The following is a 21572-nucleotide window of genomic DNA, read 5'->3' on the forward strand; positions in this document are numbered from 1 at the left end:
CCGGGGGTTTGCGTCCTGTTTACCGGAGCGGGGGACTATGCCGGCTCAGGGACCCTGCTTGCCGGGAGGGCTTGATCAGGGGACGAGAACGATTTTTCCCGTGGTGCGGCGCTGTTCCAGGTCGTCGTGCGCCCGGGCCGCGTGGGCCAGGTCGTAGCGGCCACCGATCCGGACCTTGAGACTGCCGTTGGCGGCTGCCGCGAAGATTTCGTCGGAGCGCCAGCGGCGTTCCTGGGCGTTGCGCAGGAAGTGGTTTATGGTCGGCCGGGTCAGATACAGGGAGCCGCCGGCATTAAGCCGTTGCGGATCGAACGGCGGAACCGGTCCGGAGGCGGCGCCGAAGAGAACCAGGGTGCCACGCACACGCAGGGCGGCGAGGGACCCGTCAAAGGTGTCCTTCCCCACGCCGTCGAACACGGCATCCGCGCCGGTTCCGTCGGTCAGCTCGCGGACTTTGGCGGAGAAACCGTCGTAGCGGATGACATGGTCGGCGCCGGCTTCGCGGGCCAGCTTCGCCTTGTCATCGGTGGAGACGGTGGTGATGACCCGCACGCCCTTCGCCTTGAGCAGCTGGATCGCCAGCAGGCCCACGCCGCCGGCACCGGCGTGGAGCAGGACTGTGTGGCCCGGTTCCACCCGGAAAGAGGAATTGATCAGGTAGTGCGCGGTGATCCCTTGCAGGGGGAGGGCAGCCGCCGTGAAATCGTCCACGCCGCGGGGGACCGGCAGGGCCTTGTCCTCATCCACCAGGATGTAGCCGGCGTAGCAGTTGGCAGCTTCAGCCGTGGCCACCCGGTCTCCGGGGGAGTAGAGCGACACACCGTCGCCGACTTCCTCCACCGTGCCGGCCGCCTCGGAACCCGGGGTGAAGGGGTACTGCACTTTGTACGCACCGCTGCGCTTGTACGTGTCGATGAAGTTCACACCTGTGGCGGAGACCTTGACCAGGAGCTGGCCGCGACCAGGTACCGGACGCTGCACTTCGGCGAGCTCCAGGACGTCGGGCCCGCCCGCCTGGCGGGCGACGATTGCATGCATCATGTGTCTCCTTCCCTGGGCTGGGATTTCCAGGCCCGGATACAGGAACCATCCTAGGGACACGGCCGCCAACGACGAAGTGACGGCCGGTAACCGGCCGTCACTTCGGGTCGAACGTGGATGGGGGCGGCCCCATGGAAGCGCGCCTAGTAGCGGCGGGTCACCGTAGCCATGGGGCATTCGAAATGGCGCCCCGCGGAGAGGCCCACGTCGTTGAGGTAGCGGACGATGATGCCGTAGGACTGCAGCAGGGTGGTCTCCGTGTAGGGAACCTGGTGCTTGGCGCAGAATTCCCGGACGATCACGGCGGCCTTGTCCAGCTGCGGGCGGGCCATGTCCGGGAAGAGGTGGTGTTCGGCCTGGCGGTTGAGTCCGCCCATCAGGATGTCCATGAAACGGCCGCCGGAGATGTTCCGGGAGGTCAGGACCTGGCGGCTGAAGAAGTCCACGCGGCTGTCCGCCGGCAGGACCGGCATGCCTTTGTGGTTCGGGGCGAAGGAAGCGCCCATATAGAAACCGAAGACGGCGAGCTGGACGCCGATGAACGCCAGCGCCATGCCCCACGGCAGGAACGTGAAGGTGAGGACCGGCAGGAGGCTCAGCCGGGCCAGGAGGATCGGGAGTTCAACCCAGCGGTGCGTGACCTTCGCGCGACGGAAGACGAACTTGACCGAATCGATCTGCAGGCCGAGGCCCACCAGGAACAGCAGCGGGAAGAAGAACCAGCCCTGCTTCCGGGTAAGGAAGGCGAACCGTCCCTGCCGGTCGGCAACCGCTTCGGTGTGGAAGGCGATGGGCCCGGGCGCGATGTCGGGATCCTTGGAAATGACGTTCGGGTGATTGTGGTGGGCGCCGTGCTTCTGCTCCCACCAGGAGTAGCTCATGCCGGCAACGGACGTGGCCAGCAGCCTGGCGGCCCAGTCGTTGGCCCGGCGGGAGGCGAAGATCTGGCGGTGGCCGGCCTCGTGGGCCAGGAAGCTCAGCTGGGTGCACAGGATGCCGATGGCGGCGGCGATGAGGAGCTGGAACCAGCTGTCACCGATGAGCGCGAAGCCGAACCACGCGGCGGTCATCAGGAGCACCAGGACGGAGAAGACCGTGATGTAGAAGCCGACGCGCCGTTCGAGCAGGCCGGCGGCCTTGACGGTCTTGAGGAGCTCGGAATAGCTCAGGACAACCTGGTTGGGCTGCCGGACACGCGACTGTGGGCGCTCCGAAGTAGTGGTGGGGGTCATGGACTCGGGGCCTCGTAACTGTTACGGGCAACGCTGCAGCCGACATTCGGACCGCACGGTCAGGATCACCCTTCCTCAATCATACGCTCAGGCCCGTAACGCACGGAGGGGTGAGGGCAGGCGGCAGTCGATGCATAAATATCGGGTTCTATGCATAGTCTTGCTGTATAGTCGTTTCCATGACTATTTCTGTTGCCGTTTCCGGTGCGAGCGGTTACGCCGGCGGTGAGGTGCTTCGGCTCCTGGCCGGACACCCCGACGTCACCATCGGCGCCATCACAGCACACAGCAACGCCGGTTCCAGACTAGGCGAATTGCAGCCGCATCTCCATGGTTTGGCCAGCCGCATCCTTGAAGACACCACGGTGGAGAACCTCTCAGGCCACGATGTGGTGTTCCTGGCACTCCCGCATGGAGCTTCCGCGGAGATTGCGGCCCAGTTGCCCGAAGGCACGGTAGTGATCGACGCCGGCGCCGACCACCGCCTGGAAGATTCCGCAGCCTGGGAAAAGTTCTACGGCTCCGCGCACGCGGGAACCTGGCCCTACGGGCTCCCCGAACTGCCGGGACAGCGGGAAAAACTGAAGGGTGCCACGCGGATCGCCGTTCCGGGCTGCTACCCGACCTCGGCCCTGCTGGCCCTCACGCCCGGGTTCGCCGCCAGCCTCCTCCAGCCCGACGACGTCGTGATCGTTTCCGCCTCAGGCACCTCCGGCGCCGGCAAAGCCGCGAAGGTGAACCTCATCGGCTCCGAGGTCATGGGATCAATGAGCCCCTACGGCGTCGGCGGCGGCCACCGGCACACCCCCGAGATCGAGCAGGGCCTGGGGAACGCGGCGGGCGAGCCTGTGACGGTATCCTTCACGCCCACCCTCGCCCCGATGAGCCGGGGTATCCTCACCACGGCAACGGCCAGGGTGAAGCCGGGCGTCAGGGCAGCAGAGCTGCGCAGTGCCTGGGAAGAGGCCTACGACGACGAGCCGTTCGTGCACGTTCTCCCCGAGGGCCAGTGGCCCGCCACCAAGTCCGTCCAGGGTTCCAACCATGCCGTGATGCAGCTGGCTTTCGACGCGCACACCGGACGCGTCATTGTCACCTGCGCCATCGACAACCTGACCAAGGGGACGGCCGGCGGCGCTGTGCAGTCCATGAATATCGCCCTTGGCCTGGCGGAAACCGCCGGCCTCAACCTGCAGGGAGTCGCCCCGTGACCGTTACCGCCCCCAAGGGATTCCGCGCCGCCGGCGTCAAAGCCGGCCTGAAGGCATCCGGCAACCCTGACCTGGCCCTGGTGGTCAACGACGGCCCCACGAAAGCGGCCGCCGCGGTGTTCACCTCAAACCGCGTGGCCGCGGCACCCGTGCACTGGTCGCGCCAGGTGGTGAAGGACGGCCGCGTCGATGCCGTGATCCTCAACTCCGGCGGCGCCAACGCCTGCACCGGCCCGCAGGGCTTCCAGAACACCCACACGACCGCCGAAAAGACCGCCGAAGCGCTGGGCGTCTCCGCCACTGACGTCTTCGTCTGCTCCACCGGCCTGATCGGCGAGCAGCTGCCCATGGACAAAGTCATCCCGGGCATCAGCGCTGCCAAAGCGGCCCTCAGCGCCGACGGCGGGCCTGCGGCGGCCACGGCCATCATGACCACCGATTCAGTGTCCAAGGAAGCGGTGTTCACCGGGAAGGACGCCGAGGGCAACGAGTACACCATCGGCGGCATGGCCAAGGGCGCCGGCATGCTTGCTCCCGGCCTGGCCACCATGCTGGTGGTTCTCACCACCGACGCGGACGTCCAGCCGGAAATGCTCGACGTCGTGCTGCGGGACGCCACCCACGTCACCTTTGACCGGGCGGACTCGGACGGCTGCATGTCCACCAACGACACCGTCGTGCTGCTTGCCTCGGGCGCCTCGGGTGCCGTGCCCTCGGCCAAGGACTTCGGTGCTGCGCTGACGCAGGTCTGCGCCGAACTGGCCCGCAAGCTGATCGGCGACGCCGAGGGCGCCAGCCATGACATCGCGATCCGCACGTTCAACGCGGCCAGCGAGAAGGACGCAGAGATCGTGAGCCGGGCCGTGGCCCGCTCCAACCTCTTCAAGACGGCGATCTTCGGCAAGGACCCGAACTGGGGCCGCGTGCTCTCCGCCGTGGGCACCACCGATGCCGCGTTCGAGCCGGACCAGCTCAACGTTTCCATGAACGGCGTGCAGATCTGCCGCAACGGCAGCATCGGCGAGGACCGCAGCCTGGTGGACCTTGAGCCGCGCGAGGTCCTGGTGGAGATCGACCTGCAGGCCGGAGAGGCCGAAGCCACGATCTGGACCAACGACCTCACGCACGACTACGTCCACGAAAACAGCGCCTACTCAAGCTAGGCAGTTCCCGGAGGGACGAAAAGCATGAACACCCAGACCCGCGAGACCACCAGCATGGCCGATGCCCAGGACAAGGCCGGCACGCTGATCGAAGCCCTGCCCTGGATCCAGCGCTTCGCCGGCACCACCATGGTGATCAAGTACGGCGGCAACGCCATGGTCAACGAGGAACTCCGCCGTGCCTTTGCCGAGGACGTTGTGTTCCTGCACCACGTGGGCATCCACCCCGTGGTGGTGCACGGCGGCGGTCCGCAGATCAATTCCATGCTCAACCGCCTCGGCATCGAGTCCGAGTTCAAGGGCGGCCTGCGCGTCACCACCCCCGAGGCCATGGACGTGGTCCGGATGGTGCTGACCGGCCAGGTGGGCCGCGAACTCGTGGGCCTGATCAACTCCCACGGCCCCTACGCCGTCGGCATGTCCGGTGAAGACGGCGGCCTGCTGCGTGCCGTTCGCACCGGAACCGTTGTGGACGGCGAGGAAGTGGACCTGGGCCTGGTCGGGGAGGTCGTGGGAGTGAACCCCGAAGGCATCGTGGACATCCTTGCAGCCGGAAGGATTCCGGTGATCTCCACCGTGGCCCCGGAAATTTCCGACGACGGGTCCACCACCGGGCTGGTGCTCAACGTCAACGCGGACACCGCGGCCGCCGCGGTCGCGTCTGCCCTGGGCGCCTCCAAGCTGGTCATCCTCACCGACGTCGAAGGCCTCTACGCGAACTGGCCCGACAAGTCTTCGCTCATCTCGTCCCTGACGGCGTCGGAGCTGCGCGGGATGCTGCCGCGGCTTGAATCCGGCATGATCCCCAAGATGGCCGCCTGCCTGAAGGCGGTTGACGACGGCGTGGAACGCGCCCACATTGTGGACGGCCGGCTGCCGCACTCCATGCTGCTGGAAACATTCACCACCGCGGGCATCGGCACGCAGGTGGTCCCGGACGAGGAAACGAACGCATGAGCCAGATTGAAAAGTCCCCGGTCGTCGAACTGGTGGAGACCCGCGGCCACACCACCGGGGCCGAGTGGCTGAGCCGCTATTCCTCCTCCCTCATGGGCGTTTTCGGCACGCCCCAGCGGGTCCTGGTCCGCGGGGCCGGGTGCCTGGTCTGGGACGCCGACGGCAAGGAATACCTGGACCTGCTGGGCGGCATCGCCGTGAACGCCATGGGCCACGCCCACCCGTTCGTGACGTCGGTGATCTCCAGCCAGCTGGCCACCCTGGGCCACGTGTCCAACTTTTTCACCAGCCCCACGCAGATCGCGCTGGCCGAGAAGCTGCTTGAGCTCACCAAGGCGCCGGCGGGTTCCAAAGTGTTCTTCGCGAACTCCGGCACCGAGGCGGTAGAGGCTGCGTTCAAGCTGGCCCGCCGCAACTCCGGAGCCGACGCGTCGGCCGGCGAAGGAGGCATCGTCAAACGGCGGACCAAGATCATCGCGCTCGAGGGCGCCTTCCACGGCCGCACTATGGGTGCTCTGGCGTTGACCGCCAAGGCCGCCTACCGCGCGCCGTTCGAACCGCTGCCCGGCGGCGTGGTCCACATCCCGTTCGGGGACATCGACGCCCTTCTCGATGCAGTCGACGAAACGACGGCGGCAGTCTTCCTCGAACCGATCCAAGGCGAAGCAGGCGTCCGGCCGCTGCCCGCCGGCTATCTGCAGGCAGCACGCGAAGCCACCACTAAGGCCGGCGCGCTGCTGATCCTCGACGAGGTGCAGACCGGCATCGGGCGCACGGGCAAATGGCTGGCGAGCGAAGACGCCGGGATTGTCCCGGACGCGGTGACCCTCGCCAAGGGACTGGGCGGCGGCTTCCCGATCGGGGCGCTGGTCACCTTTGGCCCTGAAACGTCCTCGCTCCTCACGGCCGGCCAGCACGGCACCACCTTCGGCGGGAACCCGGTGGCCACGGCCGCCGCCCTGGCCACCCTGCACGCGATCGAAAGCCAGCGCATCCTGGACAACGTCCGCACCGTGGGCGAACGCCTGCGCTCGAAGCTGGCCGCGGTCGACGGCGTGACGGAAGTACGCGGCGAAGGCCTCCTGATCGGCTTTGACCTGGACGCGGACATCGCGCCAGCAGTGGTCACCGCCGGACTGGACGCGGGATTCATCGTCAACAGCCCCGGGCCGCGCACCATCCGCCTGGCCCCGCCGCTCATCCTGACCGCCGAACAAGCCGACAGCTTCATCCAGGCCCTGCCCACGCTCCTCCAGACTGCAAAGGACGCCGCCCAGTGACCAGCTCCGCGACCACCCGTCACTTCCTCAAGGACACCGACCTGACCCCTGCTGAGCAGGCCGAGGTCCTGGACCTCGCCGTCCGCATGAAGGCTGCGCCCTACAGCGTCCAGCCGTTCGCTGCCGAGGGCAGCGGACGCAAGACTGTTGCGGTGATCTTCGACAAGACATCCACCCGGACCCGCGTCTCCTTTGCCACCGGCGTGGCCGACATGGGCGGAAACGCCCTCATCATCAACCCGGGTGAGGCACAGATCGGCCACAAGGAATCCGTGGAGGACACCGCCAAGGTCCTGGAACGCATGGTCTCCACCATCGTCTGGCGCACCGGTGCCCACTCCGGACTGGTGGCCATGGCGGAGAACTCCAAAGTCCCGGTCATCAACGCCCTGTGCGACGACTACCACCCCTGCCAGCTGCTGGCCGACCTGCTGGCCGTCAAGGAACACAAGGGTGAACTCAAGGGCCTCACCATGAGCTACCTCGGCGACTCCGCCAACAACATGGCCAACTCGTATCTGCTCGCCGGCGTGACCGCCGGGATGCACGTGCGCATCGCCGGTCCGGACGGCTACCTGCCGGCCGCGGACATTGTCGCTGCCGCGGAGGAACGGGCCGCGGAAACGGGCGGCTCCGTGCTGATCACCACCGACGCCGCGGAGGCGCTCAAGGGGGCCGACGTGGTCGCCACCGACACCTGGGTGTCCATGGGACAGGAGGCCGAGAAGGAAGCCCGGCTCCAGCTGTTCCGCGACTATTCCGTGGACGAAGCGGCGATGCAGCTCGCGGCGCCGGACGCCGTCGTGCTTCACTGCCTGCCGGCGTACCGGGGCTATGAGATCTCCGCTGGAGTCATCGACGGTCCGCAGTCGATCGTCTGGGACGAGGCGGAAAACCGCCTCCACGCCCAGAAGGCGCTGATGGCCTGGCTGATGCACCGGTCCGGACTGGCGTTCGTCGACGGTCTTTCTCCCGTTGAAGGCACCGGGGAGAGCACGTTCTAGTGTCCACCAACCCGTCGGTGCCGGGTTCCAGCCCGGCCACCAAAACGGCCAGGCTGGCGCGGATCACCGCGATCCTGACCGGTGAATCCGTCCGTTCGCAGGCAGAGCTTGCCGCGCTGCTGGCGGACGACGGCGTCCAGGTCACCCAGGCTACGCTGTCGCGGGACCTCGTGGAACTCGGCGCAGTCCGGGTTCGCGGAAAGGACGGCGTGCTCGTCTACGCCGTTCCGGGGGAGGGCGGGGAGCGTGCAGCCAAGGCCGGGGTGACGCAGGAGATCCTGGACGCCCGGCTTGCCCGCCTGTGCGGGGAGTTGCTCGTGACCGCTGAAGCCTCGGCCAACATCGTGGTGCTCAGGACCCCGCCCGGCGCGGCGAACTTCCTGGCCCTGGCCATCGACCATTCGGTCATGCCATCCATCCTGGGAACCATCGCCGGGGACGACACCGTGATGCTGGTCACCCGCGACCCGCTGGGCGGTGCGGACGTTGCCGCCCGTTTCCTGCATTTTGCCGAAGAAGCGGGCCAATAAGCTTGAAGACAACCAAGAACCAACAACTAAGGAGCATTTGAAGTGACTGAGCGTATTGTGCTGGCCTACTCCGGTGGCCTGGATACTTCCGTAGCGATCGGCTGGATCGGTGAAGCCACCGGTGCCGAGGTCATCGCCGTGGCCGTCGACGTCGGACAGGGCGGCGAGTCGCTGGAGACCATCCGCCAGCGCGCCCTGGGCTGCGGCGCCGTGGAAGCCTACGTCGCCGACGCCAGCGACGAGTTTGCCAACGAGTACTGCATGCCCACGCTGAAGGCCAACGCCCTCTACCAGGGCCACTACCCGCTGGTTTCCGCGATCTCCCGCCCGGTGATCGTCAAGCACCTGGTCAAGGCCGCCCGGGAATTCGGCGCCACCACGGTGGCCCACGGCTGCACGGGCAAGGGCAACGACCAGGTCCGCTTCGAGGTGGGCATCCAGACCCTCGGCCCGGACCTGAAGTGCATCGCCCCGGTCCGCGACCTCGCTCTGACCCGCGACAAGGCCATCGCCTTCGCCGAGGAAAAGGGACTGCCGATCGAGACCACCAAGAAGAACCCGTACTCGATCGACCAGAACGTCTGGGGCCGCGCCGTCGAAACCGGCTACCTCGAAGACATCTGGAACGCCCCCACCAAGGACATCTACGACTACACCGCCGCCCCGGAGTTCCCGCCGGCGCCGGATGAAGTCACCATCTCCTTCGAAGCGGGCGTCCCGGTAGCGATCGACGGCGTCAAGGTCACCCCGCTGCAGGCCATCAAGGAACTCAACCGCCGCGCCGGCGCCCAGGGCGTGGGCCGGATCGACGTCGTCGAGGACCGCCTCGTCGGCATCAAGTCCCGCGAAATCTACGAAGCTCCGGGTGCCATGGCGCTGATCACCGCGCACAAGCACCTCGAGGACATCACCATCGAGCGCGAGCAGGCACGCTTCAAGGCCACCGTCGGCCAGCGCTGGTCCGAGCTGGTCTACGACGGCCAGTGGTTCTCCCCGCTCAAGCGCTCCCTGGACGCGTTCATCGAGGACACCCAGCGCTACGTTTCCGGCGACATCCGCATGACGCTGCACGGCGGCCAGGCGATCGTCAACGGCCGCCGCTCCGAGACCTCGCTCTACGACTTCGACCTGGCCACGTACGACACCGGCGACACCTTCGACCAGTCGATGGCCCGCGGCTTCATCGAGCTGTGGGGCATGTCCGCCAAGGTTGCCTCCGGCCGCGACATCCGCGTCGCAGGAAAGTAGCCCCTGTGGCAGAGCAGCAAACCACCAAGTCCGAGGCGACGAACACGGGTGCCCTCTGGGGCGGCCGGTTCGCCGGCGGCCCCGCCGACGCCCTTGCGGCGCTGAGCAAGTCCACGCACTTCGACTGGCGGCTGGCCCGTTACGACATCGCCGGGTCCAAGGCGCATGCCCGCGTGCTGCACAAGGCCGGCCTGCTGGACGACGCCGAACTCGAGGGCATGCTTGCTGCCCTGTCGCAGCTGGACGAGGATGTTGCCTCCGGCGCCTACCTGCCGGCCGAATCCGATGAGGACGTGCACGGTTCGCTGGAACGCGGTCTGATCGAGCGTGCCGGCACCCAGCTCGGCGGTAAGCTGCGCGCCGGGCGGTCCCGCAACGACCAGGTGGCGACGCTGGGGCGGATGTTCCTTCGCGACCATGCCCGGATCATCGCCCGCGGCGTCCTGGCAACCATTGAGTCGCTGGTGGACCAGGCCAAGGCGCACCAGGGCGTGGCCATGCCGGGCCGCACCCACCTCCAGCATGCGCAGCCGGTGCTGCTCAGCCACCACCTGCTGGCCCACGCCTGGGCTCTGCTGCGCGACGTGCAGCGGCTGCAGGACTGGGACAAGCGCGCAGGGGTTTCGCCCTACGGTTCGGGTGCCCTGGCGGGCTCCTCGCTGGGCCTGGACCCCGAAGCCGTGGCGGCCGACCTGGGCTTCTTCTCAGCAACACACAACTCGATCGACGGCACCGCCTCGCGCGATGTCTTCGCCGAGTTTGCGTGGGTCTGCGCCATGATCGGCGTGGACCTGTCCCGGGTTTCGGAGGAAGTCATCCTGTGGGCCACGAAGGAGTTCTCTTTCGTCACCCTGCACGATTCTTACTCCACGGGCTCCTCGATCATGCCGCAGAAGAAGAACCCGGACGTTGCGGAACTGGCCCGCGGCAAGGCCGGCCGGCTTATCGGCAACCTGACCGGGCTGCTGGCGACACTCAAGGGCCTGCCGCTCGCGTACAACCGCGACCTGCAGGAGGACAAGGAACCGGTGTTTGACGCCGCCGACACGCTGGAGCTCCTGCTCCCGGCTGTCTCCGGCATGATTGCGACGCTGAAGTTCAACACCGAGCGGATGGAGTCGCTGGCACCGCAGGGCTTCGCGCTGGCCACGGACATCGCCGAATGGCTGGTCCGGCAGGGCGTCCCGTTCCGCGAGGCGCACGAACTCTCCGGCGCCGCGGTGAAGCAGGCCGAAAGCCGCGACGTCGAACTCTGGGACCTGACGGACGAGGAATATGCCGCCATCTCGGGGCACCTGACGCCGGAGGTCCGCACGGTCCTGTCCACCGAGGGTTCGCTCAACAGCCGGAATTCGCAGGGCGGCACCGCACCGGCCGCCGTCGAACGCCAGTTGCTGGCGCTGGAGGCGGAACTCGAAGGCGTGCGGGAGTACGCCGGCTAACGGCCACACGCTCTCTCACTTGTTGCAGCTATTCGGCCGACGCTCTCTCACTTTCCTGGAGAAAGTGAGAGAGCGTGCGGTCGTATGGTTTTCTGAGACAGCTTGATGGGAGCTTCACTTCAGATGACCACGCCCAGAAAAAAATACGATGCCGCTTTCCGTGAGGAAGCGGTGCGACTGGTTTTGTCCTCGGACCGGCCGGTGAAACAGATCGCTGAAGAGATCGGCGTGAAGGAAAGCACGCTGGGAAACTGGCTCCACAGGCACCGCGAACATCAACCGAACGCCCCTGTTCCGTCCGAGGACAGGGGCCCGGTTGCGTGGGACGAGCACCAGAAGGCCCTGGCCGAAAACGAGAGGCTGAAGGCCGAGGTCGAGTTCCTGGGAAAAGTCAGCGCCTTCTTTGCCGCGAAGCAAAAGTAGAGGACTTCTACGAGTTCATCGAAGCGGAGAAGGCCAACCATTCCGTGGTGTGGCTATGCGGGGCGTTGAAGGTTTCCCGGGCCTCGTTCTACCGGTGGCGCAAACCAGCAACCCCGTCCCCGCGCACCGTGCGGCACGAGGAACTGGCAACCGCAGTCACCGAGCTCTACGCGGCAGAGGCGGGCCGTGCCGGGCGGGACCAGTTGACCCTGCTGCTGAACGAGTCCGGGGTGAGGGTGTCGGCCCCGACCGTGGGGGCGATCATGCGCGAGCACGGTTTGCGGGCCGTGCGCACCCAGGCTTGGAAGCGGACCACTCTTCAGGACCCGCAGGCCAAGACGGCCCACATCGGGAACCACATGCTCGATGCCCAGGGCAAACGTGACTTCACCTCAGCGGTGCCCGGAACCCGTCTGGTCGGTGACATCACTTACCTGCGCACCGGCGAGGGCTGGCTTTACCTGGCCACCGTCATCGATCTCTTCTCCGGCATGGTCATCGGCTGGGCCATGGCCGAACACATGCGTGCAAGCCTCTGCACCGCGGCCCTGCGGATGGCCCGAAACCACAGCCACTTCGACCAGCACTCCGTCATCTTTCACTCAGACAGAGGCACCCAGTACACCTCGGAGGAATTCCAGAACTGGTGCAGCGCTAACGCGGTCACCCAGTCCATGGGCAAGGTCGGTGTGTGCTGGGACAACGCCGTCGCCGAGAACTTCTTCTCGCACCTCAAGACCGAGTTCTACCACCACGAACGCTTCGGTTCCAGGCTCGCTGCCCGAACCGCTGTGATGGACTACATCGAAGGCTGGTACAACCGCCGCCGGCCCAACCGCAGAGCCGGCGGCATTGCACCCGTCACAGCCCACATCACCTACCAGACCAGCGCCCAGAAACCCCTGGCCGCCTAACCAAAACAACAATTAGCTGTCTCACGAACTTGACGACCGCAGCGCCGCCGAAGTTCAGGCAACAACTGAGAGAGCGTTCTGCGTTTATGGTGGGTGCATGAGCGCATCCTTCCGCCGGTACCTCCGTGCCCTGCCGGACTTCCCCGAAGACCTTCCGGATTTTGACCCGGCGGCTGCGCCGGCGGACCCGGCCGGGCTGTTCCGGCAATGGCTGGCGGAGGCGCTGGCCGCAGGGGAGCCTCAGCCTCATGCGTGCAGCCTGGCCACCGTGGGGCCCGATGCCCAGCCGTCGTCCCGGATGCTGATCCTGAAGGACATTGACGACGACGGCTGGCACATCGCAACGTCCCGCACCTCGCGCAAGGGGCGGGAGCTCGCTGCGAACCCGAGGGCGGCGCTGAATTTCTACTGGCCGTTGCAGGGCAGGCAGGTCCGCGTGGCCGGGGGCGTCGTGGAGCTGTCTGCGGAGGCTTCGGCAGCAGACTGGGCCGCCAGGCCTGCGGCGGACGGCAGTGACAACCCGGACTGGCAGCTCTTCGCAGTGCAGCCTCTCGAGATCGAGTTCTGGCAAGCCCGCCACGACCGGCGCCACATCCGCCACCGCTACGGCTCCGGGCAGGTACCCGGCCTGCGTTAGGAGCCATTAACTGTCCGCTACCATGGCGGGTATGACCGCAATCACCCCGGACGCGCTGCTCGCCGAACTTCACAAAGCCGCCGACGTCGTTGCCTCCCAGGCCGGCAAACTTGCCGAAGAAGACGTCACCTCACCCTCAACCCTGCCGGGCTGGACGCGGGGCCATGTCCTCGCCCACCTCGCCGGTATTTCCAATGCCATGGCACGGCAACTTGAACTCGCCCGCCGCGGCGAGCAGGTGGAACTCTATGACGGCGGCTTTGAGGGCCGCACCAAAGCCATCGACATGGCCGCCGGGCACAGCCTGGTCCAGCACCGCGTGGACCTGGACTCTGCCCTGGAGCGCGCGCTGAAGGCCTTCGATTCCCTGGATGCCGGCGCTTGGCAGGTTCCGATTTCGTACCGCGGCGGAGTGATGCTGGACGGCGGGTTCGCGCTCTGGCGGGAACTGGTCATCCACGCCTCGGACCTCAACACCGGAAGGGGCGCGGAAACCTGGAGCCGGCCCTTCTGCGAGCACCTGTTCGATTTCTTGGCGGCCCGTGTCCCGGAGGGGCAGCGCTTCGTGCTGCAGCCGCTGGGCCTTCCGCCCGTAACCATAGGCGCCGGCAACCGGTCCACCGTCATCAACGGCATGCTGACGGACATCGCGGCCTGGCTCGCGGGGCGCGAACCCTCCCTGGGCAGCCTGCGCGCGTCTGCTGCTGCGGACGGCGTGGATCTCCCGGAGCTGCTGCCCTGGCCCTCAGGCGTTCCGATTACCAAGTAGGCCTGATACCAAGTAGGCCTGCTACCAAGTAAGCCTGATACCAAGTAGGCCTGCCGGCCGCCGTCGTCAACGCTGTTCGCGTCCCAGCAGGCTTTCCTTGATGGCGAGACCCCACCTGAATCCGCCGAGCGTGCCGTCCGTCCGCACCACCCGGTGGCACGGCACGAACAGCGCTGCGGCGTTGAGGGCGCAGGCACTCGCCGCGGCCCGGACGGCCTTCGGGTTCCCGGACAGCTCCGCGTACTCGGTGTAGGTCACCGGCCGTCCGGGGCTGACCGTCCGGAGGACATCCCAGGCATGGCTGCGGAACGGCCCCGATTTCTGAAGGACCCGCACACGCATGGCCGGCTCCGGATCGCCGTCGTAGAAGGCTGCAACCGCGTCCGAGATTTCGCCCAGTTCCAGGGCCGGGACGAATTCGTCCGGCAGCAGATCGGGATGGATCTGCCCGGTAAGCTCCGCACTTTGCGCAGTCCAGCCGGAGGCCAGGACGGCACCGTCGCGGGCGATGATGGTGAACGGGCCGTCCGGAGTGGACATCGTCAGCAGTTGGGCTTTCATGGCTTTCGCTTCCTGGGTTAAGTCGTCTGAGTTAAAACTAGTGGGTTAAATCGCTGGTTCAGCCGGAACGAAAGGTGCCGGCCTCGCCTTGGGCCGGGCGTGCACGGCGGCAGCCCGCCAGAGGTGCATGGTGGCATAGGAACGCCAGGGGCTCACTTCGGCGAAGTCGGGTGTGCGCCGGCCTGGCAGCCGGACGCCGGGCTCCGCGCGGGCATTACCTGCGTCGAGGGCACGGATGCCGTTGCGCACGGCGGCGTCGTTAGGCAGGAACACGTCTGGCGCCCCGATCACGCGCATGGCAACGTATCCCGCGGTCCAGGGTCCCACCCCGGGCAGCGGCAGGAGTTTGGAGTGCAGGCCGGCGAGGTCGTCGCCGTAGCCGAAATCAAGGTCCCCGGCGGCCATGGCGCCAGCGGCGGACCGGACCGAGTCGATCCGACGCTGCGGACCGCGCAACAGGCCGTAGCCCGCGTCGGCGATCTGGGCGGCAGTGGGGAAGAGCCGGTGCAGGCCGTCCACCGGGGCCAGGCTCTCGCTGCCGCAGGCTGACAACTGGGTGAGGGCGGTCCGGGCGGCCGCGACCGTGATCTGCTGGCCGATCATGGCCCGGACCAGCAACTCCTGCGGGTCCACGGCCCCGGGCATCCGCATGCCCGGGAAGGCTCTGACGGCCGGTGCCAGCCGCGGATCGGCTTCCAGCGCACTGTCGATGGCCACCGGGTCGGCGTCGAGGTCCAGCAGCCGCCGGACCCTGCTCAGCAGTGACGGCAGGTCCCGGAGGTCCACCGCGCCGATGGTGAGGACAAGGGGCCGACAGGGGGCGCCGGCGTCGTACTCAACGCTGAACCGGGCATCCGCGTGGGGGAGCCGCAAGGTCCTGGCATAGGAGCTCGCGGTGCCCGCCTCGATCCCGGGAATGGACCGCACGGCCAGGAAATCGAAGATGCCCGGATCGAACGGCTCACGATAAGGAAGGTTCAGCGTCAGCGCCGTCGTCGCGGCCGGCGCCCGGTGGTGGCGGGCGGTGCCGCGGAGCGCCGTCGGGGTCATGCCGAACACCTCGCCGATGGTTTCGTTGAACTGGCGGACGCTGCTGAACCCGGCCGCGAACGCCACGTCGGCGAGCTTCATCTGCGTGGAGACCAGCAGCGTCCGGGCTGTCTGCGCCCTGCTGGCCCGTGCCAGCGACAGCGGGCCGGCGCCCAGTTCGTGGCTGAGGATCCGGTTGAGCTGCCGCGACGAGTAGCCGAGCCGCGAGGCGAGGCCCTCCACGCCGTCGCGGTTGATCACCCCGTCATTGATGAGCCGCATGGCGCGGCCCGCGATGTCCGACCGGAGGTTCCACGCCGGCGTCCCCGGGACAGCCTCCGGCAGGCAGCGTTTGCAGGCGCGGTACCCGGCGTCGTGGGCCGCGGCGGAGGTTTCGTAGAACGTGACGTTCTCCGCTTTGGGCGTCCGGGCAGGACATGACGGCCGGCAATAAATCCCGGTGGTCCGGACAGCGGTGTAGAACTGCCCGTCGAAACGGGTGTCGCGGGCGTCGATCGCCCGGTAGCGCTGCCAGAAGTCCATGCCTCCATCCTGTCAGCTCGGCGCACCTGGGGCTAGCGGAAATCGGACACGGCCGTGGGGCCCCGTTTGGCGGCGGCTCTTTGTTAAAGTCGATGCATGAGCTCCAGCCCGCCGCGCACCGGACACGAACACGCCGTACGGCACGTCCTGTCCGGGGACGCCCGGCACGTGGCGCCCCTGATGCTTGGGGCCGTGCTCACCCATGACAGTCCGGAGGGTGCAGTTTCCGTGCGCATCACCGAAGTGGAGGCCTACCTCGGCCCGCACGACTCCCCGCACCCGGACCCGGGGTCGCACACGTTCCGCGGGCAGACGGGACGCAACAAACCCATGTTCGGACCTGCCGGGCACCTGTACGTCTACTTCACCTACGGGATGCACTATTGCGCCAACATTGTCTGCGGACCGCCCGGGACGGCCTCGGCCCTGCTCCTGCGCGGCGGGGAAATCGTGGCCGGCGAGGAGCTGGCCCGTACCAGGCGGCCGACGTCGAAATCCTCCAAGGACCTGGCCAGCGGGCCCGCCCGGCTCGCCACGGCGCTGGGACTCACGACGGCGGACAGCGGGCGGGACGCCCTCGGCGAGCCGTTCAGGCTGGAACTGCCGGTGGCGCGGGCACGCGACATCAGCACCGGGCCGCGCGTGGGCGTTTCGGGGGCGGGTGGCAGCCATGCATATCCGTGGCGCTACTGGCTCACCGGCGATCCCACGGTCTCGCGCTACAAGGCCGCGAAAGCCCGCCCGGTTTAGGCGCCCTGTGCCGGGCTTAACCCGGCAGCCCTGGCCCAGGGACGGCCCGGATCGTGAAGAATGCCCGCCACCGGCATAGGGTAGATGCGTGAATCAAAGCGAGCCGGGCCAAGCCAGAAGAAGCGTTCCAGTTGACCAGCTGATCAACAGCCTCTGCGTCTCGGTGCCGGACTATCCCAAACCCGGAATTACCTTCAAGGACCTGACCCCCGTTTTTGCCAACGGCGCAGCACTCCGTGCTGTTGTGGACGCACTCGTGGAGCCGTTCAAGGGACAGTTCGACGCCGTGGCCGGGGTGGAAGCCCGCGGCTTCCTGCTGGCTGCCGCTGCCGCCTACGCCACGAACACGGGGGTGGTTACCGTTCGCAAAGCAGGAAAGCTCCCCCGCAAGGTGGTGGCGGAAGATTATGCGCTGGAGTACGGCACCGCGACCCTCGAGCTGCACACCACGGACCTGCCGGCCGGAAGCCGGGTGCTGATTCTCGACGACGTCCTTGCCACGGGCGGGACGCTCGGCGCCGCCGCCCGCCTGTTTGAGCGCTGCGGAGTGCATGTGTCGGGAGTAGGCGTGGTCATGGAACTGGGCGAGCTGCGCGGCCGTTCCGCCCTGAGCGGCCACCGCGTCCGCTCACTGATCCGGACCTAGCGTGCGTTCCTCGAAATGGTTGTAGAATGGTAGGTCTGTCTTTTGCGATAGGGGAAAGTCTCGATGCTCGACGCTGATTTGGCCCATGAACGGGACTATGTTGCCGGACTGTATGCCCGCCTTGATGAGTTGCGCGAGGAAAAGCGCACTCAGCTTGCCCAGGTCCGCCGTGCCGGTGCCGTGGGAACTATGCAAAATGTTTCCGAACGGGATGCTTTCGCGGCCCTCTATGAGGACCGGCTGGCCCAGCTGGACGCTGTGGATGACCGGCTGGTTTTCGGCCGCCTCGACCTGGACTCGGGGGAGGCCCAGTACATCGGCCGCATCGGCCTGACCACCGATGACCTCCAGCGGCTCATGGTTGACTGGCGCGCGCCCGAGGCCGGGCACTTCTACCAGGCCACGGCCTTCGACCGCCAGGGCGTGCGGCGCCGCCGCCACTTGATCCTTCAGGGCCGCGAAGTCAAGGCCATCGAAGACGACGTCCTGGACGCCGACATGCTGGCCGACAACGAATCGCTGCAGGGGGAGGGCGCGCTGCTGGCCGCCCTGAACTCCAAGCGCACCGGGCGCATGTCGGACATCGTTGGCACCATCCAGTCGGAGCAGGACCGGATCATCCGCTCCTCCATCTCCGGAGCCGTCGTCGTCCAGGGCGGGCCCGGAACGGGCAAAACGGCCGTTGCGCTGCACCGCGCGGCGTACCTCCTCTATACGCACCGCGACCGGCTCAAGACCGCCGGCGTGCTCCTGGTGGGCCCGTCGTCGTCGTTCATGAAGTACATCGAGCGCGTCCTGCCTTCACTCGGCGAAACGGGCGTGGTGATGGCGAGCGTCGGCCGGCTGATGCCCGGCATCAATGCCGTACCCGAACAGGAAGCGGACGTCGCCGCCATCAAGGGCCGGCTGGATATGGCCGAAGTGGTTGCCAATGCCGTATCCAACCGGCAGCGCATTCCGGCTGAGAACCGGATCCTCGAAGTGGATGGCCGCAAGCTGGTCCTGACTCCGCGCCAGGTTCGCCGGGCCCGGGAAAAGGCCCGCGCCACCCACAAGCCGCACAACGAGGCACGCCTGACGTTCGTAAAGATACTGCTCCGCGAACTGACCGAGCAGATGACCGAGCTCGTCGAGGCCGGCAGCATCGGCAACAACGCGGACCGTTCGTATCTGGCCGAGGACGTCCGCACTGCACGCGATGTCCGGATCGCACTGAATCTCTGCTGGATGCCGATGACGCCGGAAAAGCTCATCTCCGAGCTGTTCGGCAAGCCTGCCATCCTTAAGGCCTGCACTCCGCACCTGACCGAGGCTGAGCGCGCGCTGCTGGCCCGCCCGACCGAGAGTCCCTGGACCGAGGCTGACGTGCCGCTGCTGGACGAGGCTGCCGAGCTGCTGGGTGAGCTTGATCCCGCAGCCGGCCGCGGACTGGCCCAGCAGGAGCACGACCGCGCCCGGGACATCGCCAACGCCAAGCAGACCCTGGTGAACATGGAAACCGCCGGGGTGGACGTGCTGATGACGGCCGAGGAACTCGTCGACCAGAACCAGGAACGGGAAGCGCGGCTCACCGCGGCGGAACGGGCCACCAGCGACCGCACCTGGGCGTTCGGGCACATTGTTGTCGACGAGGCCCAGGAACTGTCGCCGATGCAGTGGCGCCTGCTGGTCCGTCGCTGCCCGTTGAAGTCGTTCACCATCGTCGGCGACATCGCCCAGACGAGTTCCGTGGCGGGTGCCAAATCCTGGCAGAGCGCGCTGGAACCGATGTTCGGGGACCGCTGGCAGCTTGAGGAACTCACCGTCAACTACCGCACGCCGTCGCAGATCGCGGAGGCGGCCGCCCGGATGGCGAACGCCGCGGGCCTCGTAGTGTCGGCTCCCAAGGCAGTCCGCGAAGGCCGCTGGTCGCCGATCATTGACCGCGTTGAAGCCGGCGGTATCGTCAGCAGGCTCGTTGAGGTCCTTCCGGACGAACTGGACTCGCTCGACGGCGGCCTGCTTGCCGTGATCGCTGACGGCGAGCTGCTGCCGCAGGCCACGTCCGCCCTGCGGGCGGCTTACGGACGACGTGTCGGTACCGGCGCCGGAAGTTACGAGCAGGACATCGTTGTCATCAGCCCGCGGGAAGCCAAGGGCCTGGAGTTCGACGGCGTTGTGGTGCTGGAGCCGTCAATGATGCTCAACCATGAGCACGGGCGCGTCGGCGACCTTTACGTCGCCATGACCCGGCCAACCCAGCGGCTTCGGCTCATCGCGGCTGCCCCGGTGCCGGCAGGCATCGAACGCTGATCCCCGGCCGCAGGAGGTCCGGATCATCCGGCCTCCTGCCGGCCCGGCGGCGCTGTCACGCAGCGCTAGCGACCGGCCAATCCTGCTAACTTAGATCACGTGTCCCAACTAAATGATCTCGAGTCCCAGCAGAACGATCCGACCTTCGCCAACATCTGGCAGGAGCTCAACTGGCGCGGCCTGGTCCACGTGTCCACTGATGAAGTGGAACTGGAAAAGCTGCTCGCCGGGGACCCGATTACTTATTACTGCGGCTTCGACCCCACCGCGCCCAGCCTGCACCTGGGCAACCTCGTACAGCTGCTCCTGATGCGCCGGCTCCAGCTCGCCGGGCACAAGCCGTTGGGCCTGGTCGGCGGGTCGACCGGCCTGATCGGCGATCCGCGGCCGACGGCGGAACGCACCTTGAACACCAAAGACACCGTCTCCGAATGGGTCGGATACCTCCAGGCGCAGGTCCGGCGCTTCCTGAGCTTTGACGGCGAAAACGCTGCAAGGATGGTTAACAACCTGGACTGGACCGCTCCCTTGAGCGCCATCGACTTCCTGCGCGACATCGGAAAGCACTTCCGCGTTGGCACCATGCTCCGCAAGGACGCCGTTGCCTCCCGCCTCAGTTCTGACGAGGGCATCAGCTACACCGAGTTCAGCTACCAGATCCTGCAGGGCATGGACTACCTCCAGCTCTACCGTGATTACGGCTGCGTCCTGGAGACCGGAGGGTCCGACCAGTGGGGCAACCTGACCAGCGGAACCGAACTCATCCGCAAGGTGGAGGGCAAGCACGTGCACGCACTGGGCACACCGCTCATCACCAATTCGGACGGCACCAAGTTCGGCAAGAGCGAAGGCAACGCCATCTGGCTCGACCCGGAGATGTGCAGCCCGTACGCCTTCTACCAGTTCTGGCTCAACACGGCTGACGCCGATGTCGCAGCGAGGCTCAAGGTGTTCACGTTCCTCACCCGCGCCGAGATCGAAGCCCTGGAAGGTTCCATTGCCGAGCGTCCCTTTGCACGGGAAGGCCAACGGAGGCTCGCGTTCGAGGTGACCTCGCTTGTCCATGGGGTGGAAGCCACGGAGAAGGTCATTGCAGCCTCGGCCGCACTGTTCGGCGGCGGGGACCTCGCCGCACTGGACGAGCGCACCCTTTCGGCCGCGACCGCCGAACTGCCTTCAGCCCGCATTGACGCCGACGGACTTGGCATCGTTGACCTGCTCGTGGCTTCCGGGCTCTCGGACAGCAAGTCCGCTGCCCGTCGGACCGTCGGTGAAGGCGGCGCCTATGTCAACAACACCAAGGTGACCGATCCTGACGCAGTCATTCCGGACAGCGAACTCTTGCACGGGCGCTACCTGCTGCTGCGCCGCGGGAAGAAGAACCTGGCAACCGTGGAAGTGTCGGCGTCCTAGAACCAGGGCATCCTGGCAGCCACATGCACGCTCCTTTCCGGCCGATTTGCGCGGCCGGGGAGGAGCGTGTAGTGTTTTCTGAGTCGCCGCCGCTGAGTGGTGACAAACCCCCTACAAATGAGAAGCACTTTCATGCGCAAGGCGCAGAAATGAAAAGTTGCTTCACATTTTGCTGGGCGGATTCACTCCACCAAGTGAATTTCGGAAGAATAACCGGATTTGCAAAGTGGAAATGAATGAAATAAGCTAGAAACATCGCAGCGAAGAAATGATAACAAAGAATTCACTCGAATTCAAATAATTGTTTGAAAAGTATTCGAATGTGTCTGTTGTTTGAGAACTCAATAGTGTGCCAAGTTTGTTGATACCAATTGTTTTATTGATTGGTTGTTTTGGCCAGGTTTGTCCACCCCGTGGATGGGTCTGGTTTTTACAGCTGGTTTCAAATTTTGTGCAGCCTGGTTCCGCGTTTTCCCGTGGTGCCTGG

20 protein-coding genes are annotated in these 21572 nt (G+C 66.6%); 15 read left to right on the forward strand and 5 right to left on the reverse strand.

The features are described from left to right. Window positions 1-75 precede the first annotated feature (75 nt). Both WMN78_RS04870 and WMN78_RS04875 read right to left on the reverse strand, forming a co-directional pair. A complete protein-coding gene (locus WMN78_RS04870; protein WP_340532373.1) occupies window positions 76-1041 on the reverse strand; it encodes a quinone oxidoreductase in 966 nt (321 codons plus the stop codon). A gap of 143 nt (window positions 1042-1184) precedes the next feature. Continuing rightward, entirely contained in the window at window positions 1185-2273 is a 1089-nt protein-coding gene (locus WMN78_RS04875) for an acyl-CoA desaturase (protein WP_340532374.1), read from the reverse strand. 179 nt (window positions 2274-2452) lie between these two features. Between WMN78_RS04875 and argC the strand changes: the two genes are divergently transcribed. From argC to WMN78_RS04930, 11 genes are all read left to right on the forward strand, one after another. Further along, entirely contained in the window at window positions 2453-3484 is a 1032-nt protein-coding gene (gene argC, locus WMN78_RS04880) for an N-acetyl-gamma-glutamyl-phosphate reductase (protein ID WP_340532375.1), read from the forward strand. Then, window positions 3481-4647 carry a bifunctional glutamate N-acetyltransferase/amino-acid acetyltransferase ArgJ gene (argJ, locus tag WMN78_RS04885; protein WP_340532376.1) on the forward strand — a complete coding sequence of 389 codons (1167 nt, stop codon included), beginning with the start codon at window positions 3481-3483 and terminating at the stop codon, window positions 4645-4647. Before argC ends, argJ begins: the two co-directional genes overlap by 4 nt. A 24-nt stretch (window positions 4648-4671) precedes the next feature. Beyond that, window positions 4672-5604: an acetylglutamate kinase gene (gene argB / locus WMN78_RS04890; RefSeq protein WP_340532377.1), complete on the forward strand. Its 933-nt coding sequence runs from the start codon at window positions 4672-4674 to the stop codon at window positions 5602-5604. After that, window positions 5601-6884, forward strand: a complete 1284-nt coding sequence (locus tag WMN78_RS04895; RefSeq protein ID WP_340532378.1) for an acetylornithine transaminase — start codon at window positions 5601-5603, stop codon at window positions 6882-6884. Before argB ends, WMN78_RS04895 begins: the two co-directional genes overlap by 4 nt. Next, on the forward strand, window positions 6881-7888 hold the full coding sequence (argF, locus tag WMN78_RS04900; protein ID WP_340532379.1) for an ornithine carbamoyltransferase: 1008 nt from the start codon (window positions 6881-6883) through the stop codon (window positions 7886-7888). The genes WMN78_RS04895 and argF overlap by 4 nt, the downstream gene beginning before the upstream one ends. Further along, complete coding sequence (locus WMN78_RS04905; RefSeq protein WP_340532380.1) at window positions 7888-8418, forward strand: arginine repressor; 531 nt, start codon at window positions 7888-7890, stop codon at window positions 8416-8418. The genes argF and WMN78_RS04905 overlap by 1 nt, the downstream gene beginning before the upstream one ends. Before the next feature lie 42 nt (window positions 8419-8460). After that, window positions 8461-9666 carry an argininosuccinate synthase gene (locus WMN78_RS04910; protein ID WP_340532381.1) on the forward strand — a complete coding sequence of 402 codons (1206 nt, stop codon included), beginning with the start codon at window positions 8461-8463 and terminating at the stop codon, window positions 9664-9666. A gap of 5 nt (window positions 9667-9671) precedes the next feature. After that, window positions 9672-11108: an argininosuccinate lyase gene (gene argH, locus WMN78_RS04915; protein WP_340532382.1), complete on the forward strand. Its 1437-nt coding sequence runs from the start codon at window positions 9672-9674 to the stop codon at window positions 11106-11108. Window positions 11109-11231: 123 nt separating this feature from the next. Further along, window positions 11232-12445 (forward strand): IS3 family transposase gene (locus WMN78_RS04920; RefSeq protein ID WP_340532383.1). Its coding sequence is split into 2 segments (ribosomal slippage): window positions 11232-11493 and window positions 11493-12445, totalling 1215 coding nucleotides; the frame shifts between segments, so codons are not numbered across the junction. Between the two features lie 97 nt (window positions 12446-12542). Next, window positions 12543-13082 carry a pyridoxamine 5'-phosphate oxidase family protein gene (locus WMN78_RS04925; protein ID WP_340532384.1) on the forward strand — a complete coding sequence of 180 codons (540 nt, stop codon included), beginning with the start codon at window positions 12543-12545 and terminating at the stop codon, window positions 13080-13082. A 31-nt stretch (window positions 13083-13113) separates the two neighbouring features. After that, window positions 13114-13851, forward strand: a complete 738-nt coding sequence (locus WMN78_RS04930) for a maleylpyruvate isomerase family mycothiol-dependent enzyme (RefSeq protein ID WP_340532385.1) — start codon at window positions 13114-13116, stop codon at window positions 13849-13851. A 66-nt stretch (window positions 13852-13917) separates the two neighbouring features. Here the strand turns inward: WMN78_RS04930 and WMN78_RS04935 are convergent, their stop codons facing one another. Beyond that, window positions 13918-14412, reverse strand: coding sequence for a methylated-DNA--[protein]-cysteine S-methyltransferase (locus WMN78_RS04935; protein ID WP_340532386.1), 495 nt, complete (start codon window positions 14410-14412; stop codon window positions 13918-13920). A 45-nt stretch (window positions 14413-14457) separates the two neighbouring features. After that, on the reverse strand, window positions 14458-15984 hold the full coding sequence (locus WMN78_RS04940) for a DNA-3-methyladenine glycosylase 2 family protein (RefSeq protein ID WP_340532387.1): 1527 nt from the start codon (window positions 15982-15984) through the stop codon (window positions 14458-14460). Window positions 15985-16080: 96 nt separating this feature from the next. Between WMN78_RS04940 and WMN78_RS04945 the strand changes: the two genes are divergently transcribed. The 4 genes from WMN78_RS04945 to tyrS all read left to right on the forward strand — a co-directional run bounded on the left by WMN78_RS04945 (window position 16081) and on the right by tyrS (window position 21085). Beyond that, window positions 16081-16734, forward strand: a complete 654-nt coding sequence (locus tag WMN78_RS04945) for a DNA-3-methyladenine glycosylase (protein ID WP_340532388.1) — start codon at window positions 16081-16083, stop codon at window positions 16732-16734. Between the two features lie 88 nt (window positions 16735-16822). Then, the gene (locus WMN78_RS04950; protein WP_340532389.1) at window positions 16823-17380 is read left to right on the forward strand and encodes an adenine phosphoribosyltransferase; all 558 of its coding nucleotides are present in this window, start codon (window positions 16823-16825) and stop codon (window positions 17378-17380) included. Between the two features lie 63 nt (window positions 17381-17443). After that, window positions 17444-19672 (forward strand): AAA family ATPase, encoded by a 2229-nt coding sequence (locus WMN78_RS04955; protein WP_340532390.1) that lies wholly within the window; start codon window positions 17444-17446, stop codon window positions 19670-19672. A 99-nt stretch (window positions 19673-19771) separates the two neighbouring features. Next, the gene (tyrS, locus tag WMN78_RS04960; RefSeq protein ID WP_340532391.1) at window positions 19772-21085 is read left to right on the forward strand and encodes a tyrosine--tRNA ligase; all 1314 of its coding nucleotides are present in this window, start codon (window positions 19772-19774) and stop codon (window positions 21083-21085) included. 246 nt (window positions 21086-21331) lie between these two features. Here tyrS and WMN78_RS04965 read toward each other — a convergent pair. Next, on the reverse strand, window positions 21332-21572 hold a 241-nt coding region (locus WMN78_RS04965; RefSeq protein WP_340532392.1), incomplete at its 5' end, for a hypothetical protein.

This window comes from Arthrobacter oryzae (assembly GCF_037911235.1).
GTDB classification, from domain to species: Bacteria; Actinomycetota; Actinomycetes; order Actinomycetales; family Micrococcaceae; genus Arthrobacter; species Arthrobacter oryzae_E.

Coding starts and splice junctions, on each gene's coding strand:
- WMN78_RS04870 (WP_340532373.1), bottom strand. CDS start 1,041: ATGATGCATGCAATCGTCGCCCGCCAGGCGGGCGGGCCCGACGTCCTG.
- WMN78_RS04875 (WP_340532374.1), bottom strand. CDS start 2,273: ATGACCCCCACCACTACTTCGGAGCGCCCACAGTCGCGTGTCCGGCAG.
- argC (WP_340532375.1), top strand. CDS start 2,453: ATGACTATTTCTGTTGCCGTTTCCGGTGCGAGCGGTTACGCCGGCGGT.
- argB (WP_340532377.1), top strand. CDS start 4,672: ATGAACACCCAGACCCGCGAGACCACCAGCATGGCCGATGCCCAGGAC.
- WMN78_RS04895 (WP_340532378.1), top strand. CDS start 5,601: ATGAGCCAGATTGAAAAGTCCCCGGTCGTCGAACTGGTGGAGACCCGC.
- WMN78_RS04925 (WP_340532384.1), top strand. CDS start 12,543: ATGAGCGCATCCTTCCGCCGGTACCTCCGTGCCCTGCCGGACTTCCCC.
- WMN78_RS04930 (WP_340532385.1), top strand. CDS start 13,114: ATGACCGCAATCACCCCGGACGCGCTGCTCGCCGAACTTCACAAAGCC.
- WMN78_RS04935 (WP_340532386.1), bottom strand. CDS start 14,412: ATGAAAGCCCAACTGCTGACGATGTCCACTCCGGACGGCCCGTTCACC.
- WMN78_RS04940 (WP_340532387.1), bottom strand. CDS start 15,984: ATGGACTTCTGGCAGCGCTACCGGGCGATCGACGCCCGCGACACCCGT.
- WMN78_RS04945 (WP_340532388.1), top strand. CDS start 16,081: ATGAGCTCCAGCCCGCCGCGCACCGGACACGAACACGCCGTACGGCAC.
- WMN78_RS04955 (WP_340532390.1), top strand. CDS start 17,444: ATGCTCGACGCTGATTTGGCCCATGAACGGGACTATGTTGCCGGACTG.